Source organism: Gemmata sp. SH-PL17 (genome assembly GCF_001610855.1).
Lineage (GTDB): Bacteria > Planctomycetota > Planctomycetia > Gemmatales > Gemmataceae > Gemmata > Gemmata massiliana.
In genome coordinates this window covers 349,426-366,892 of sequence record NZ_CP011271.1, presented here as the reverse complement: position 1 = coordinate 366,892, position 17,467 = coordinate 349,426, and the positions used below count along the sequence as shown (strand labels likewise).

At 64.6% G+C, this 17,467-nt stretch carries 9 protein-coding genes; 1 reads left to right on the top strand and 8 read right to left on the bottom strand.

Annotation, left to right across the window (positions count from 1 at the left end; translation table 11 throughout):
- Positions 1-6 precede the first annotated feature (6 nt).
- The 8 genes from VT84_RS01405 to VT84_RS01370 form a co-directional block, all read right to left on the bottom strand.
- Complete coding sequence (locus VT84_RS01405) at positions 7-609, bottom strand: hypothetical protein (RefSeq protein WP_082838228.1); 603 nt, start codon at positions 607-609, stop codon at positions 7-9.
- A gap of 66 nt (positions 610-675) precedes the next feature.
- A complete protein-coding gene (locus tag VT84_RS01400) occupies positions 676-4,137 on the bottom strand; it encodes an efflux RND transporter permease subunit (protein WP_082838227.1) in 3,462 nt (1,153 codons plus the stop codon).
- Between the two features lie 75 nt (positions 4,138-4,212).
- Positions 4,213-7,875 (bottom strand): efflux RND transporter permease subunit, encoded by a 3,663-nt coding sequence (locus VT84_RS01395; protein ID WP_082838226.1) that lies wholly within the window; start codon positions 7,873-7,875, stop codon positions 4,213-4,215.
- A 146-nt stretch (positions 7,876-8,021) separates the two neighbouring features.
- On the bottom strand, positions 8,022-9,143 hold the full coding sequence (locus VT84_RS01390) for an efflux RND transporter periplasmic adaptor subunit (protein WP_162271554.1): 1,122 nt from the start codon (positions 9,141-9,143) through the stop codon (positions 8,022-8,024).
- 343 nt (positions 9,144-9,486) lie between these two features.
- Positions 9,487-10,122: a rhodanese-like domain-containing protein gene (locus VT84_RS01385; protein ID WP_082838224.1), complete on the bottom strand. Its 636-nt coding sequence runs from the start codon at positions 10,120-10,122 to the stop codon at positions 9,487-9,489.
- A gap of 110 nt (positions 10,123-10,232) precedes the next feature.
- A complete protein-coding gene (locus VT84_RS01380; protein ID WP_082838223.1) occupies positions 10,233-11,666 on the bottom strand; it encodes a DUF1501 domain-containing protein in 1,434 nt (477 codons plus the stop codon).
- A 37-nt stretch (positions 11,667-11,703) separates the two neighbouring features.
- The gene (locus VT84_RS01375; protein ID WP_082838222.1) at positions 11,704-12,111 is read right to left on the bottom strand and encodes a hypothetical protein; all 408 of its coding nucleotides are present in this window, start codon (positions 12,109-12,111) and stop codon (positions 11,704-11,706) included.
- Positions 12,112-12,156: 45 nt separating this feature from the next.
- A complete protein-coding gene (locus VT84_RS01370; RefSeq protein ID WP_082838221.1) occupies positions 12,157-14,805 on the bottom strand; it encodes a PSD1 and planctomycete cytochrome C domain-containing protein in 2,649 nt (882 codons plus the stop codon).
- A 161-nt stretch (positions 14,806-14,966) separates the two neighbouring features.
- On the opposite strand from VT84_RS01370, the gene VT84_RS01365 reads away from it, so the two are divergent.
- A complete protein-coding gene (locus VT84_RS01365; protein WP_082838220.1) occupies positions 14,967-17,312 on the top strand; it encodes a serine hydrolase in 2,346 nt (781 codons plus the stop codon).
- The last annotated feature ends 155 nt before the right edge of the window (positions 17,313-17,467 follow it).

Sequence of the window (17,467 nt, the reverse complement as noted above, 5' to 3'; positions counted from 1 at the left end):
GGGCTTCTATTCCGGCACTTCGGTCCCGGATACGACGAGCAGCCGACTGTGATCCCCCGGACCGAGTGTCACGGTTCGGGCACTCTCAAAGAGTTTACCCTGATTCTTCCAGCGGGCTTTCACCTCGAAAGTGTACTGCGTACCCGGCCTCAATACGGGGGACGTCAGCGTGCGAGCGTCTTGCGCCTCGCCCTTCACTTTTTCCCCGTTGAACCAGATTTCGGCCGCGGCCGGGAACTGGAGCGCGAGGGTCGCCGGGAACTCGTTCGCCAGCACGATCCGCGGTTGAGGCTTCTGCGGGCGCTGAGCAGGCGCTTCCTGAGCGGGCGCGATAGATGTTGCCCCGTTGGGAAGGTACCCACCGAACGTGTACCCGAAGCCGGTCCACGGACTGTAGGACGATTGGTAGGCCCAACCGGTGGCCCAGCCCCACGGGGCAATGGCGGGGAAATAGATGACGCCCGGTTGGTCCGGGCGCGACGTCGCGGCGCCGATCCCCGCCGGCATCACCGGTCGAACACCCGGTGAGAGCGGCAGGTTGTTTTGCTGGGCGCTAGCGAGATCGGCGAACCCGACCGTAACCGCGAGTGCGAACAGAATCCGCGTCATGGGTGTTCCTCCGCGATGGAGCGATGCGCGGTATTTTACGGCAACGAGCGTGCCGGATGCACGCGCTTAATGTGCCGCGGGCGGCTCCGTGCTCATCGGCGCCGGCTCGCGGGCACCGGCCCAGGATTCCTTCAAGCGCTGAAGGACCACGAAGAACACGGGCGTGAGGAACAGCCCGAACGCGGTCACCCCGAGCATCCCCGCGAACACCGCCGTACCGAGCGTGTGGCGCATCTCGGCCCCGGCACCCTTCGCTAGCACCAGTGGAACCACACCGATGATGAACGCGACCGAGGTCATGATGATCGGCCGCAGACGCAGTTTGCACGCATCGAGAGCCGCTTGCCAGCGCGGCGCGCCCGCGTCGGCCCGCTGTTTCGCGAACTCGATGATGAGGATCGCGTTCTTACACGCCAGCCCCACCAGCACCACGAACCCCACCTGCGTGAAGATGTTCACGTCCTGGCCCGCGTACAACACGCCGAACGCGGCACTCAGGATACACATCGGGACCACCAGGATCACCGCCAGCGGCAGCGCCCAGCTCTCGTACTGTGCGGCCAGAACCAGGAACACGAGCACCACGCTCAGCACGAACGCCCGCAACGCGGTGTCCTTCGTTTCCAGTTGCAGCAGCGCGAGCTCGGTCCACTCGGCCTTCATGGTGGACGGCAGCTTCTCGTTCGCGGTGCGCTCCATCGCGGCGAGCGCCTGACCGGAACTGACGCCCGGCGCCGGGTTCGAGGTGATCGCTGCGGCGGGGTAGAGGTTGTACCGCTGCACCATCACTGGACCGCTCGTATCGCGCACGGAGAGGAACGAGGACAGCGGGACCATGATCTCCTTCGGCGGTGGGGCGGGCTTCCCGGCCGCCCGCGCCTGCTGCGCGGCCATCTGGTTTTCGAGTTCGACACCCGCACTCTTGACCCGCAAGCGTTTGAGGTCCGCGGAGCGCCGGCGGAACTTCTCGTCGGCCTGCACGTTCACCTGCCACGTGCGCCCGAACAGGTTGAAGTCGTTCACGTACAGCGAGCCAAAGTACACCTGAAGCGCGCCCACGATGTCGCCCACCGCGACGCCCTTCATCTGGGCCGCGTCGCGATCAATGTGGAGCCGCAACCAGGGCGTGTCCGCGCGGTAGCCGGTGAACGTGTCCCGCAACTCATTCTCGTCCGCGCTCTCGACGATGCTCCGCGCCGCTTCCTCGATCGCCTCGGGGCCTGTATCCCCGCGGTCTTCCACGATCAGCTTGAAGCCGCCGGTGTTACCCAACCCGTCCACGGGCGGCGCACCGAACACAGTGAGCCGCGCGCCGGGAACCTCGTCCGAAAGCTCGCGCTGGAGCTTGGCCGCGATCGCGTCGCCAGAGAGAACCGGATCGTGCCGGTTCGGGAAGTCGTCGAGCATCACGTAAAGCGTCGCGAAGTTCGGCGCGGTCGTACCGATCATCACCGAGTTCCCGGACACGCTCACGGTGTGCTTCACCCCGGGCGTGCGCTGCGCGACGGCCTCCAGCTTCCGCATCTCCTGTTCCGTGCGCTCGACCGACGCAGCGTCCGGGAGCACCACGTTCACGAGCAAGTACCCCTTGTCCTGAGCGGGAATGAAGCCCGTCGGAGTGGTGTTCAGGGTGTCGTATGTGAGGTACAGGAGGCCGCCGTAACCGATGAGAATGAGCAGTGATCCGCGCAGCGTGACCGCAACGACCCGCGTGTAGCCCACGGTCACCGCGTCGAAGCCACGGTTGAAGCCGGTGAACAGGTACCCCAGCGTGCGGTTCAGCACCGTCCGCAGCACCCACCCGACACCGCCGCCCACCAGCCCCGCGCCCGCAGCCACGGCAACGGACATCGGCAGGGAGAACGCGAGTGACCCGAGCGGCACGTCCACGGTCCCCACGGCCCACGGCGGCGGGTTGGTCGTCAGGTAGTAGTACGCGAGGCCAGCTCCCGCGAGCGGGAAGACCATCGAGGGCAGCGGGTCGCGTGCCCGGGCGTCGGAGTTGGACTTGAGCAACAGCGCACAAAGTGCCGGGCTGAGCGTGAGCGAGTTGAACGCCGAAATCAGCGTGCTGACCGCGATCGTCACCGCGAACTGGCGGTAGAACTCCCCCACGATCCCCGAGATGAACACGCACGGCACGAACACCGCCGACAGAACCAGGCCCACCGCGATAACGGGACCGGCCACTTCATCGAGCGCTTTTATGGTTGCGTCGCGCGGTGCGAGTCCGTGCTCGATGTGGTGCTGGACGGCCTCGACGACGACGATGGCGTCGTCCACCACGATCCCCACCGCGAGCACCAAACCGAAGAGCGTCAGGTTGTTCACCGAATAGTCGAGAACGGCCATCGCCGCGAACGTGCCGACGATGGCAACGGGCACCGCGGCGAGCGGGATGATCGCCGCGCGCCACGACTGGAGGAACACGAGCATCACGATCGCCACGAGCACCACCGCGTCGCGGAGCGTGTGGAACACCTCCTTGATCGATTCGTCGATGAACGGCGTGGTGTCGTAAGCGATCTGGTACTCGACGTTCGCTGGGAACCGGGGCCGGAGTTCGGCCATTTTCTCGCGCACGCGCCGCGCGGTATCGATCGCGTTGGTGCCGGGAAGCTGATACACCGCGAGTGCGACAGACGGTTTGCCGTCGAACGTGCAGGACTGGTCGTAACTGAGCGCGCCCAACTCGATCGTGCCCACGTCCTTGAGGCGCACCGGTCGACTGTCCGGGTCGGCCTTGAGAATGATCTCGCCGAACTGTTTGTCGTCGGTGAGCCGACCGAGCGTGTTGATCGTGTACTGGAACGCCTGCCCGCTGGGGGCCGGGGGTTGCCCCACCTGCCCGGCCGCGACCTGCGCGTTCTGCTGTTCGATCGCGTGGAGCACCTCGGCGGAAGACAGCCCCTTCACCGCCATCTTTTCGGGATCGAGCCAGATCCGCATCGAGTAGTCGCGCTGGCCCAGGTACGTGATGTCGCCCACGCCCTGGAGCCGGGCCAGTTCGTCGCGCAGTTGGATGGTCGCGTAATTACTCAGTTCGAGGAGCAGGCGCTGGCGCGCCTTCTCGTCGTCCGGCACGTCCTTGGTGTTGTACAGGTTGATAATCATCAACTGGCTGGGCGACTTCTTCTTGACCGTGACCCCGCGGCGCTTCACCAGATCGGGCAGCACCGGCTCGGCCAGATTTACGCGGTTCTGTACGAGCACCTGCGCGATGTTCAGGTCGATGCCGGGCTTGAACGTGACCGTCAGCGTGTACGAGCCGTCGTTCCCGCACGTGGACGACATATACATCATGTCCTCCACGCCGTTCACCTGCTGCTCAATCGGAGCGGCCACGGTGTCGGCAACCACCCGGGCATTCGCCCCGGGGTAGATGCCGTACACCTCGACCGTCGGCGGGGTGATGTCCGGGTACTGGGCGACCGGGCGCGAGTCCAACCCGACCAGGCCCGCGAGCACGGTCATGATCGCCAGCACCGCGGCGAAGATCGGTCGGTCGATGAAGAAGCGTGTGAACATGCCGCGTGTGGGATAGAGAGAATTTGGTACCCGGGCGCGCTCAACGGGCTCCGCGAACCGCGTTAGTGACCCCGATCATTTCGTTCCGCCACGAATCCGAATCTTGCGCGCGACGCTGCCCAACTTCCGGACGGCCCGGGTCGGAACAGCGAGCACGAGGCGCCCGGCCCCTCGCACCACGTCCCCGAGTGTGTGTACGGTGTCGCCGGTGGCCATCGCGACCATCCCGAGGAACACGACCGCGAGCAGGCCGACGAACCCAAACAGGAGCTCATAGAGCAGCGCGTCGGACCCGAACTCGATCGCCAGGAGCAGCCCCGGAATGGCCATGATGACGAGCGCGAGTTCGGCCAGCGACATCACCCGCGAGTGCCCGGTAAGGCGCCGCGCGCGGCGCACGAGGCGGTCCATGAGGGCGAAGAACACGGGCGTGAGGAACACGCCGAACGCGGTCACCCCGAGCATCCCGCCGAGTACGGCCACGCCCAGCGCCTGGCGCATCTCGGCCCCGGCCCCCGTCGCGATCGCGAGCGGCACCACGCCCAGCATGAACGCGACCGAGGTCATCATGATCGGCCGGAACCGGAGCGCGCACGCTTCCAAAATGGCGGCGTTCAGCTCCGCGCCCCGGTCGCGTGCGATCTTCGCGAACTCGACGATGAGGATCGCGTTCTTGCATGCCAGGCCGACCAGCACCACGAACCCCACCTGCGTGAAGATGTTCACGTCCTGCTTGCCGATGCCGGACGCGAGCGCCCACTTGTTGGCGTTCCCAATGAGTACGCGATCGATCCACGCCGCGGTCTCGAGCGCCCACGGCCCCAGTTTCAGGAACCCGGGACCGTCACCCGCATTCCACTGCAGAACTTGCTGCGTCGCGGAACCGGGGTCGCTGAGCCACACCGCCCCGAGCGAGCACGCCACGCACACCGGCACCACGAGGATCACCGCCAGCGGGAACGCCCAGCTCTCGTAGAGCGCGGCGAGGATCAGGAACACGAACGCGACCGACAGCCCGAACACCAACCCGCCCGTGTTGCGCGACTGCTTTTCGAGGAACGTGAGTTCCGTCCACTCGTAGGCCATCTTGTCGGGCAGTTGCTGCTCGGCGAGCTTTTCGAGCATCCCGATCGCGTCGCCGGTGCTGCTCCCGGCCGACACGTTGCCGTTGACCGCCGCGGCCGGGTACATGTTGTACCGCGTGATGACCAGCGGGCCGCTCCGCTCGTTCACGGTCAGCAGCGCGCCCAGGGGCACCATGTCGCCCTTCTTGTTCCGCACCTTCAGGCGCTTCACGTCCTCCAACTGGTCCCGGAACCGGGCGTCGGCCTGCACGTTCACCTGCCACGTGCGCCCGAACCGGTTGAAGTCGTTCGCGTAGCGGCTGCCCATCGTCCCCTGAAGGGTCGCGTACACGTCGCCCACGTCCACCTGGCGCTCTAAACAGGCATCGATGTTGATGGCCAGGACGAGCTGCGGCGAGTTCGTCTTGAACACCGTGAACAGCCCGACCACTTGTTTCTGCTGGTTCGCCTTCTCGATGAACGCTTCCGTTTGCTGCTGGAGCATGGCCGGACCGACGTCGCCGCGGTCCTCGATCATGATGCGGAACCCGCCCGCGCGCCCGAGGCCGGACACCGCCGGCGCACCGAACACCTGCACCTGCCCCTCGGGGCACAGCATGTTGAACCGCTTCCGTAACTCGGTCGCGATCGCGTCGGCCGTGAGCGTCTTCGAGCGCCGGTTCTCGAAGTCGTCGAGGATGACGAACATCGAACCGAAGTTCGAGCCGTAGGCGCTGATGACGAACGAGTTCCCGGCGACCGCGTTCACGTGGCGCACCGGGCGCACCTTGTTACCGGTGCCGTCGTCCAGTTCCGTCTCCAGCGCGATGCGGCTGATCTTTGACATCACCTCGCGCGTGCGCTCGGCGCTCGAGGCGTCCGGGAGCTGCACGCTACAAATCATGTAGCCCTTGTCCTGCTGCGGGATGAACCCGGTGGGCTGCGTGCGGAACGCGGCCATGCCCGACGCGACGATCGCTGCGTAGCCGGCGAGTACCAGAAGCGGCACGCGCAGCCCGAGGCTGACGAGCTTCACGTACCCGCGGTTGGTCGTCTCGAACACGCGGTTGAACAGCCGGCCCAAGTACGTCAGCGGGGCGAAGGCGTACCCCATCAGCACGGCGACGAACGACGGCTTCCGGGTCGGGTCGGGCGGCCCCTTGAGCAGCAGCGCACACAATGCCGGGCTGAGCGTGAGCGAGTTGAAGGTCGAGATCAGCGTGCTGACCGCGATCGTGAGCGCGAACTGGCGGAAGAACGCCCCCACGATCCCCGAGAGGAACGCGCATGGGAGGAACACCGCGCCCAACACGATCCCGACCGCGATGATCGGACCGGACACGTCCTCCATCGCACGGATCGTCGCTTCGCGGGGGGTAAGCCCCTTCTCCAACTGGTGCTGAACGGCCTCGACGACGACGATGGCGTCGTCCACCACGATCCCTACCGCGAGCACCAAACCGAACAGCGTCAGGTTGTTGATCGTGAACCCGGCCATCGCCATTGCGCCGAACGTACCGATGATAGCAACGGGCACCGCAGCAAGCGGGATGATCGCCGCGCGCCACGTCTGAAGGAATACGAGTACCACGATCGCGACCAGCACGATCGCGTCACGAAGCGACTTGAACACCTCGAAGATGGACTCGCGGATGAACGGGCTGGTGTCGTACCCGATTTCGTAAGTGATGCCCGGCGGGAAGTCCTTGCCCATCTTCGCCATGTGCCCCTTCACCGCCTCCGCCGTTTCGATGGCGTTGGCTTCGGGCAGGATGAAGACGGCGAGGCCAACAGTGGGCTTGTCGTCGAACCGGTTGGCGACGTCGTGGGACTTCGCGCCGAGTTCCACGCGGGCGATGTCCTTCACCTTCACCAACTGCCCCTGCGGGCCGCCCTTCACGACGATCTGCTCGAACTGCTCGATGTCTTCGAGCCGGCCGAGTGCCGCGAGCGTGAGCTGGTACGGCTGCCCGGACCCGTTGGGCGGTTGGCCGACCTGCCCGGCCGCGATGGGCAAGTTCTGTTGCCGCAGCGCCTGGACCACGTCGGCCGCGGTGAGGTTCCGGGCAGCGAGTTTGTCCGGGTCCACCCACAGGCGCATCGCGTAGTCACGCTGGCCGAAGATGGTCACGTCGCTGATGCCCGGCAACCGCTGCAACTCTTCTTTGAGCTTCAGGACCGCGTAGTTGCTCAGGTAGAGCTGGTCGTACCGGCCGTCGGGCAACCCCGGTTCCGGCGGGGACGTGATCCCGACCGTCATGAGCAGTTCGGGCGAGCGCTTCCGCGTGGTGATGCCCGTGGAGCGGACCACTTCCGGCAGTTGCGGGAACGCGAGGTTGACGCGGTTCTGCACCCGCACCTGGGCCATGTTCAGGTCGGTGCCGCTCTTGAACGTGACCGTCAGCGTGTACGTCCCGTCGCTCGTACACTGCGAGGTCATGTACAGCATGTCCTCGACGCCGTTCACCTGCTGTTCGATCGGCGACGCGATCGTTTCGGACACGACCTGTGCGCTGGCGCCGGGGTAGTTGCAGTCGATCTGGATCGTCGGCGGAGTGACCTTCGGGTACTGCGAAACAGGCAGCGTCCCAACCGCCATTGCGCCGGCGAGGGTAATCACCACCGAAAGGACGGTGGCGAAGATGGGCCGGTCGATGAAGAACCGTGCAATCATGGAGGCAGCAACGCGAGGTCGGGGAGGCGCTCGCCGGGGCGGATTCCCCGGCCATCAATGATCGCCGCTGTGCGGTTCGAAAGAGTGCTGCTTGAACGCGGTTGGGCGAATCGGGTTACTGCTGGAACCAGCAACCCGATTTGTGGCTAGAGGGAACCCGAAAGACTCTTCACGCGGGGGGCGGGTGCGAGCGGGAACGAGCGCGGAGAGTCGGTGGTACCGGTAGCCTTCGTCGGCTGGGCGGGTTTCGGATTCACTTCCGCACCGGGGCGCACGCGGAGCATCCCGTCCACAATGACCTTATCGCTCGTCTTGACCGCGCCGTCCTCGATTACCCGCAGTTGGCCGTACTGTTGGCCCACGCGGACGTTGCGCCGGACGACCTCGTTCTTTTCGTTGACGAGGTACAGGAACTTCTGCCCCTGGTCGGACCCGATGGCCTTTTCCGGAACGAGGATCGCGTCGTGCGGCTCGCCGATGGGCATGCGCACGCGGACGAATTGCCCGGGCGAGAGCATGTACCAAGGCGCCCGAGGAATGCGCGGGTTCAGGATCTCGGCCCGTACCCGGAGCGTCCCGGTGCCCGCGTCGATCTGGTTGGACGTGAACACGACCTGCCCGGAGAGCGTGTGCGTGTCGTCATCGGCCAGCGCGATCTGCACCATGCGCGGGTGCTCGCGGGACGACTTGACCGCCCCCTGCTCGATCAGCTTCCGCACCCGCGACACGGTCCGCTCGTCCACGTCGAACGTCGCGTACACGTAGTCGAGCCGGACAATGGTGCTGAGGGCCGTGTCGTCGGCCTTGATGAGGTTCTCTTCGTCCACGAACCGCTTGTCCAGCCGGCCGTCGAACGGGGCGCGGATGGTGCAGTACCGGAGATTGGTGGCGGCGAGTTGCACCGCGGCGCGGGCCACGTTCACGTCGCCCTCGGCCTCGGCCCTGTCACCCGCCTTGATGTCGTAGTCCTCTTTGGCCGCGCTCCCCTTGTCGTACAACCCCTTCACGCGGTCGTAGTTGTCGGTCGCGGTCTTCAGGTGAACTTCGGCCTTGGATAGGGCCGCCGTTGCCTGATCGAGTTGCGCACGATAGATGCGGCTGTCGATCTCGAACAGCGGTTGCCCCTCTTCGATGTCCTGCCCGTCCTTGAAGTGGATCTTCTTGAGGTGCCCGGTTACGCGCGACTTGAGTTCAACGACCCGGTACGGCTCCGTGCGCCCGGCGAAGTCCTCGTAGTCGTTCACCTTTTGTGACAGTGGCGAACTCACGATCACAACGGGTGGTGGGGTTTTCACCGGCTCCGGTGGCTTCCGGGCGCACCCGGCCAGCACAGAGGCAGTAACGACAAAAGCGACAGCGGCAGCGTATCGTCGATTTATCATGGATAAGCGGCAGTGGGAGCGGGACTGCGGCGGGCGCCAGTTGAATACCGCACCGGCACGCGGGGCTTACGCAACACTCATAGTTGCCTCATGGTAAGGCACGCGAGCCGCAGTTGCAAAGGTGTTGATTCACGTAAACTCCGTGAGTAGCTACAAGTTAGATCGAGCGAGAAAAACACGAAACGGGGGCTTTCAGCCCCCGTTTGTCTAGCACAGGATAGACCCGTCTTTACTTCGGGTTGGACTCGAAGGCGAACACCGAGCCCTTGGGATCGAGTTGCGGGGCGAGTTCGTACACGTTCTTGTAACCGTACCCGTATAGCGCGATGTAGGTCGAGATGTTCAGCGACGCGGTCGGGGCTTTCGACGGAAACGCCAGGACCGCTTTGGCGCCGACGGCCTTACCCGTGGGATTATCCCGCGTGACGCGGACGGTCGTGGGCGGGCCACCGTTGACGAAGTTGTTGTTGCAGTAGATCAGGATCTTGGCGTCCTTGTCCGGCAGGGTCTTCTTGAGGCTCTCGATGTCGATGTCCGGGAAGCTCAGGTTGATCGCGCCCTTAATGTGCAGGATGTCGTACTTCTCCTTGCTGCGGGCATCGAGCAGGATCACGCCCTTCTCCTGGCTCATCTTGAGGAACTCGGCTTCCGTGAGCCGGCGCTTCTCGCGGTGTTGTGCGGCTTCCTGAGCGATCTTCAGGTAACCGTTGAAATCGATGTTGGGATTCGCGAGCGGGTCCGGTGCTTGGGCCGTGGCTTTTTGAGCGGCCGGGGGCTGCGAGTCGGCCGAGTTCGCGGTCGGAGCGCCGACGTTCGCGGCCCAGTAACCGCCCACGAAAACGAGCGCCAGGACGAGGTACTTCATCGCGTCTCTCCCGTTCCAAGTGCTCGCGGCACACGACCGCGAGTGTTTGGACTATACCGGGCTTCCGCGAAAAGAGGCGCAACGATGGTGTAACGACCAACAAGGGCGCGTTACGCCAAAATGTCCTTCACCACGCGGCCGTGGACGTCGGTGAGGCGGTAGTCGCGGCCCTGGAACTTGTAGGTCAGGCGCTCGTGATCGATGCCGAGCAGGTGGAGCATGGTCGCGTGCAGGTCGTGGACCGGGAACACGTTCTCCTCGGCATTGTACCCGAACTCGTCGGTGGCCCCATACGAGACGCCCCCCTTGATCCCACCGCCCGCGAGCAACACGCTGAACCCCTTCATATGGTGGTCGCGCCCGTTGCCGCCCTGGGACATCGGCGTGCGCCCGAACTCCCCGGTGAGCACGATCAGCGTGTCCTCGAACATCCCGAGCCGCTTCAGGTCGCGGACCAGCGCGGCGAGCGGCTGGTCGATCTCCTCGATCTTCAGTTTGATGCCGTCCTTGATGCCGCCGTGGTGGTCCCAGTCGCGGTGGTAGAGCTGGATGAATCGCACGCCCTTCTGGGCCATGCGCCGGGCGAGCAGGCAGTTGGCCGCGAACGAGCCGTCGCTCCCCTTCGTGCCGTAAGACTCCATCACCTTCGCCGGCTCGTCCCGCATGTCCATCAGGTCGGGCACGCTCGCCTGCATTTTGAACGCGAGTTCGTACTGCCCGATGCGCGTGGCGATTTCCGGGTCGTCCACCGCGGCGTTCTGCATCTGGTTGAGCTTCGCGACGGCGTCGATGACGTCTTTTTGCTGCCCCGCGTCCACGCCGGGCGGGTTCGTGAGGTACAGCACCGGGTCGCCCTTCCCGCGGAGCTGCACGCCCTGGAATTTGCCGGGCAGGAACCCGGCCGACCACTGGCGCGACGCGATCGGCTGGTTCTGCCCGCCCCGCCCGTTCGAGGTGAGTACCACGAACCCGGGCAGGTCCGCGGACTCGCTCCCGATACCGTAGGTGAGCCAGCTCCCCATGCTCGGCCGGCCCGACACGCTCGACCCGGTGTTCATGAACGTGTGGGCCGGGTCGTGGTTGATCGCCTCCGTTTTGCACGACCGGACGATGCACAAATCGTCCGCGACATCGGGCAGGAACTTGAACAGTTCGTTCATCTCCTGGCCACTTTTACCGTGCTTCTTGAACCCCCACTGGGGGCCGAAGCAGGTCAACTTCGCGCCCTGAAGTTGCGCGATCGGCTGACCCTTCGTGACGCTCTCGGGCATCAGTTGGCCGTTCCGCTTCGCGAGTTCGGGCTTGTGATCGAACATTTCCAAATGGCTCGCGCCACCGGCCATCACCATGAAGATGACACGCTTGGCCTTCGGCGTTACGTGCGGCTTCGCGATCACCCCGCGCGACACTTGCGACTCTGCCGCACGCACGTTCCGGCCGGCGAGCAGCGACGCCAGCGCCGCAGTACCCACCCCGCGGCAGGCGTCACCGAGAAACGCGCGGCGCTGGAGGAACCGGACGCGGGAAAGAAAGTTCGCGTTCATCGCAGCACCAAACGGAGGAGGATTAACCGTAACGGGGTCAGGGTGCCAACGCCTTCGTGAGCTTGGTCATGGGCAATTCGATGGCGAAGGCTGTTATCCCACCGACCAGTGAAAACGGAACTACCGGACACACCACCCACGCAATCGCGTTGAGCCGAGCAGTCCGACTGAGCCCCCGGATCACGACGAAGTCGAGCCAGCCCAGCAGAGCGACGGCCGGAATCAGTGTCCACCAACACTCGACCAGCCAGGTCGAGAGGCGAATGACGCCCCAAGTCATCCACGGGAGCGTCATGCCGAACTCATCGAACGTCCTCTTGGCAGCCGGAACACGCACCAAATACATCACCGCCAGAATCAGCAACAGGACCGCGTGCAGCGCGGTTCCAAAAGCCGCGAACCCGAGTCCGCGCGTTCGACTCTCGACCGGCACCTGTGCGCTCATTGCAACTCTCGCTTCGAGGGCGGTTGCACTAACCAGAGAATGCCGTCACTGTCTCGTGATCGTCTCGTGCAGATTCAGGATCACGCGGCACACGCTCACCCACGCGGAAAGCTCCTCGGGCTTCGTATCCTTGGGCGGCGGCATGTCGCCGATCGCGAGGAGCTTCTTCGCATCATCCGGCTTGTCCGCGAACTGCTTGCGGTGCTTGTTCAGCACGCTCAACAACACCTGCGTCTCCTCGGGCTTGGCGGCACGACCGGTGGCGCGCTCGAACGCCCACGCCACTTTCGCGTCGTCAGTCGCGCCACCGTCCTTCAGCGCTTTGGCTGCGAACGCTTTAGCCGCCTCCACGAACTCCGGGTCGTTGAGCAGCACGAGCGCCTGTTGCGGAATGTTCGACTTCGGTCGATCACAGGTACATTCCTCGCGGCTCGGTGCATCGAACGCGACCATCGCCGGGTGCGGGAACGTGCGCTGCCAGTGCGTGTACATCCCGCGCCGGTACACCTGGCCCCCCGCATCCTTCTGCCACTCGCGCACAGGGAAGTTGAGCGCGGCCCAGTACCCGGCCGGCTGGTAGGGCTTCACGCTCGGACCGCCGATTTGTGAGTTCAGCAGCCCGCTCACGGACAGGGCGGTATCGCGAATGAACTCAGCGTCGAGGCGCTGGCGCGTCTGGCGCGCGAACAGCTTGTTCATCGGGTCGCGCTCGCGGACCGCGGGCGTTTCCACCGACGACTGCCGGTACGTCGCCGACGTGACCATCAGCCGAACGAGGTGCTTCACGTCCCACGGCGAAGAACCTAACCCCCCGGCCCCCTTCCCTGAGAAGGAAGGGGGAGCAGAACCCTCGATGCTTTTTAGCCCCTCTCCCTTTGGGGGAGGGGTTGGGGAGGGGTTTGAGAACTCGCTCGCGAGCCAGTCGAGCAGCTCCGGGTGCGTCGGCTGTTCGCCCTGAATGCCCGTTTCTTCGAGCGAGCGGGCGATGCCGTAGCCGAAGAAGAGGCGCCAGAGCCGGTTGACCGTGGCGCGTGCGACGAGTGGGTTCTCGGCCGAAACGGTCCACTTCGCGAGATCGAGCCGAGTGTAGCGTCCCGTGCCGCCTGCGAGTGGCGCGAGCGGCGGCAAGAATCCGGGAGTGCTCGGATTCATGACCGGGCCGGTTTCATCGAGCCAGTTACCGCGCGGTAAGACGCGCACCGTGCGCGCCGGTCCGCTGATGGAAATGAGCACGTGCGGGATCGCGTTCTCGAAATCCGCCCGTGCTTTTGTCGCGGCAGCGATGGCGTCGCGCTCAGATTTAAGATCGGGCGCGTTGTCGCGTGCGAAGGTCACGAGGCGCCCGTTCTCCGCGGCAGTTCGTTTGTCGGCGGCCTTCGCGAGAATTGCCTTTACGTCGTTGGGAACGGTAACCGCCGCGCCCTTTTTGTCGGGCTTCGGGTTGGACCACTTCTCCACGTCCTCGAATGCCTTCGCCCCCCCAGCAAATTTCTTCGCGGCGGCATCGAGTTTCGCCTGGGCCGCGGGGACGGCACCGGTGAGGCGCTTGAGTTCGGCTTCCTGTTCGGGCGAAGACGGTACGGGCACACCGGGGCCGCGGTTCCCGATCGCGGGTTCCTGAATGTCGGCGAAGAACGCGGCCATCGCGTAGAAGTCGGCCTGGGTGTAGGGGTCGAACTTGTGATTGTGGCACTCCGCACACATGAGCGTGCCACCGAGCCACACTTGCCCGAAGTTCCGCACACGGTCGGCTGCGTACTTCGCCTCGTACTCCTTCGCCTGCGCCCCGCCCTCCTCGGTCGTTTGCAAAAGACGGTTGTAGGCGCTCGCGACCTTCTGCTCCATTGTCGCGTTGGGCAACAGATCCCCCGCGAGTTGTTCGATCGTGAACTGGTCGAACCGCTTGTTCGTGTTGAAGCTCCGAATGACGTAGTCACGGTATGGTGACACGTTGATTGGGTTGTCGCTGTGGTAGCCCGCGGAGTCCGCGAACCGCACGAGGTCCAACCACCACACCGCCATGCGCTCGCCGTAGTGCGGCGACGCGAGCAGTTTCTCGACGAGGTTCTCGTAAGCCTTCGGGTCTTTGTCGTTCACGAAAGCCCGCACGTCTTCCGGCTTCGGCGGCAAGCCGGTGAGATCGAACGACAGCCGGCGGATCAGCGTGACGCGATCCGCTTCCTTCGCCGGAGCAACGCCCTCTTTTTCCAGTCGCGTGCGGACGAACGCATCGATCGGGTTCGTGGATTGGACCTTGGCTTTTGGAACGTCCGGTCGGTTCACTGGCACAAACGACCAGTGCTCGGAATACTTCGCCCCGTCCGCGATCCACTTCCGCAGCGTTTTGATTTGTGCTTCGGTGAGCGGCGGCTTCTTGGACTTCGCGGGCGGCATCCGCTGTTCGGGGTCGGTCGTGCAGATGCGGGTAAATACTTCGCTCGCGTCCGGCTTCCCCGGAACGAGAGCGCCCGATTTAATCGCGTCCTCGCGCACGTCCAGGCGCAACTTCGCCTTGCGGACCTTTTCGTCCGGCCCGTGGCACGCGAAGCACTGGCTCGACAGAATGGGGCGCACGTCGCGTGCGAAATCGACCGGGGGATCGGCCAGCGCTTGTGGCTGCTCGCCCAATCCTTCGGTGGGTTGGAAGAGGGGCACGAGCAAAAGGGCGCATGCGAGGGTGATGAAAGATCGCATGATGAGTGGTCGGTGGGGAGGCGAATTCGGTGAGGTTGGCATTATACTGGTGCCGACCACTTGAACGCGAGACTTGTTCCGCCGTCTTTGTCTCGTTGTTTCCTCTCCGGCTCGTCACGAATCCCGTACACAGACACCGCACACCACTTCGAGGAGGGGTCATGCGCTGCTTCGTAGCCGTCTTCGCGCTCTGTGCGCTCGGTCCGCCCGTATTCGCGCAGCCGTCCGTTCCGGCCGCCGAGCCGTACCGGGCCGCGGTTGCGGAACTGGAAAAGCTCATCAAGCACGAGGTGGGCGACAAGAAGTTGCCCGCGCTCTCGATCGCGCTCGTAGACGACCAGAAGGTCGTGTGGGCCGCGGGCTACGGGTTCCAGGACCGCGATAAGAAGATCCCCGCGACGGCCGAAACCGTGTACCGCGTCGGATCGGTGTCGAAGCTGTTCACCGACGTCGCGGTGATGCAGTTGGTGGAAGAAAGAAAGCTCGATCTCGACGCACCGGTGGCGAAATACATTCCCGACTTCAAGCCCACGTACAAGGACGGTGAGAAGCAGATCACGCTGCGGATGTTGATGTCCCACCGCTCGGGTCTGATCCGCGAACCACCGGTCGGCAACTACTTCGACCCGACCGAACCGGGCGTCGAAAAGACCGTCGCGAGCCTGAACGGAATCGGTCTGATCTACCCGCCCGAATCGCGCATCAAGTATTCCAACGCCGCCATCGGCGTGGTCGGGTACACGCTCCAAAAGTCGCAGAACGAGCAGTTCGAGAAGTACGTCCAGCGCCGCGTGCTCGAACCGCTCGGCATGAGCGCGAGTTCGTTCCTACCGACGCCCGCGGTGAAGAAGCGCCTCGCGGACGCGGTGATGTGGACGTACCAGGGGCGCGAGTTCCCCGCGCCGACGTTTGAACTCGGTGAAGCACCCGCGGGCTGCATGTACTCGACCGTGCTGGACCTCGCGAAGTTTCAGTCGTGCCTCTTCACCGGCGGAAAGCTCGGCGACAAGATGTTCCTCAAACAAGAAACGCTCGCGGAGATGTTCCGACCGCAGTTCTCGGAGAAGGGAACCAAAAGCGGCTTCGGCCTCGGCTTCTCGCTGGGGGAATTTGAAGGCAAGTCGCGCGTCGGGCACGGTGGGGCGATCTACGGCTTCGCAACAACCTTCGTCGCTCTGCCCGGAGAGAAAATCGGCGCCGTAGTGGTCGCGTCGCGTGACGTATCGAACGCGGTGACGGGGCGCATCGCGGACGACGCACTGCGCCAGATGCTCGCGGCGAAATCGGGCAAGCCGCTGCCGAAAATCGAAATGAGCGAACCGCTCACAACGGACGAAGCCGTCGCGCTGGCCGGCCGTTACCGCGCGGGCGAGCGCTGGGCGGACGTGTTCGAGTCCGGCGGGCGCGCGTTCTTCGAGCCGGATCGCGGAGGCGCGCGGATGCAGCTCCGGAAGTTCGGGAACGAGCTAATTGCGGACGACACTCAGGTGTGGGGCAACAAGCTCGGCCTTACCGACGGCAAAATCACGAACGGGAAGCTCGCGTTCGAGAAGGAGAAACCGGCACTCGCTCCCCCCGCGGAACCGCCGAGCAAGTATAAGGGGCTGATCGGCGAGTACGGCTGGGACCACCTCCCGCTGTACATTTACGAGCGCGACGGGAAGCTCCACGCGCTCATCGAGTTGACCGAAATCGACCCGCTCACCGAAGAATCGGAGAACGTGTTCGCGTTCCCCGCGGACCGCGGGATGTACCACGGCGAGAAGCTCGTCTTCACACGCGACGCGACCGGGCGCGCCACCAAAGTGACGTCCGCGAGCGTCGTCATGGAGCGCCGAAAGATCGACGGCGAGAACGGCGAAACGTTCAAGATCAAGTCCGTGCGGCCGCTTGCGGACCTGCGCAAAGAGGCACTCGCCGCCAAGCCGCCCGCCGAACGGGGGGAGCTCCTGAAGCCGGAACTGATCGATCTCGCGACCATCGACGGGGTGAAGTTCGACATCCGTTACGCGACCGACAACAACTTCCTCAGCACGCCGTTCTACTCCTCGGCGAAAGCGTACATGCAGAAGCCCGCGGCCGACGCGCTGGCCCGCGTTCACACAAAACTGAAAGAGCAGGGGTACGGGCTACTCGTGTTCGATGCGTACCGCCCCTGGTACGTCACCAAGATGTTCTGGGACGCGGCGCCGGAGAAGTTCCACGGCTTCGTGGCAGACCCGTCGAAGGGGTCGCGGCACAATCGGGGTTGCGCGGTGGATCTCACGCTGTACGACCTGAAGACCGGTAAGGTCGTCGAGATGGTGAGCGGCTACGACGAGTTCTCGGACCGCGCGTTCCCGGACTACATGGGCGGCACGTCCCGGCAGCGCTGGCACCGCGAACTGCTCCGCTCCGCGATGCACGCAGAAGGGTTCACGGTGTACGAAGAGGAGTGGTGGCACTTCGACTACAAGGACTGGAAGAAGTACCCCATCCTGAACAAGACGTTCGAGGAACTGAAGTAGAAACGCCGCGGCCCCGGTTCACTGCCGGGGCCGCGGCGTTTGTTTCTCTTGTACAACGAGCCGCGACCGCAAGGGAGTGGGAAGCAGCCCCCACACTCCCGATCAAATTCACGGACCACTGGAAACCGCAGCTCCGCTCCCTCGCAGTCGCGGCT

Coding starts and splice junctions, on each gene's coding strand:
- VT84_RS01405 (WP_082838228.1), bottom strand. CDS start 609: ATGACGCGGATTCTGTTCGCACTCGCGGTTACGGTCGGGTTCGCCGAT.
- VT84_RS01395 (WP_082838226.1), bottom strand. CDS start 7,875: ATGATTGCACGGTTCTTCATCGACCGGCCCATCTTCGCCACCGTCCTT.
- VT84_RS01400 (WP_082838227.1), bottom strand. CDS start 4,137: ATGTTCACACGCTTCTTCATCGACCGACCGATCTTCGCCGCGGTGCTG.
- VT84_RS01380 (WP_082838223.1), bottom strand. CDS start 11,666: ATGAACGCGAACTTTCTTTCCCGCGTCCGGTTCCTCCAGCGCCGCGCG.
- VT84_RS01370 (WP_082838221.1), bottom strand. CDS start 14,805: ATGCGATCTTTCATCACCCTCGCATGCGCCCTTTTGCTCGTGCCCCTC.
- VT84_RS01375 (WP_082838222.1), bottom strand. CDS start 12,111: ATGAGCGCACAGGTGCCGGTCGAGAGTCGAACGCGCGGACTCGGGTTC.
- VT84_RS01385 (WP_082838224.1), bottom strand. CDS start 10,122: ATGAAGTACCTCGTCCTGGCGCTCGTTTTCGTGGGCGGTTACTGGGCC.
- VT84_RS01365 (WP_082838220.1), top strand. CDS start 14,967: ATGCGCTGCTTCGTAGCCGTCTTCGCGCTCTGTGCGCTCGGTCCGCCC.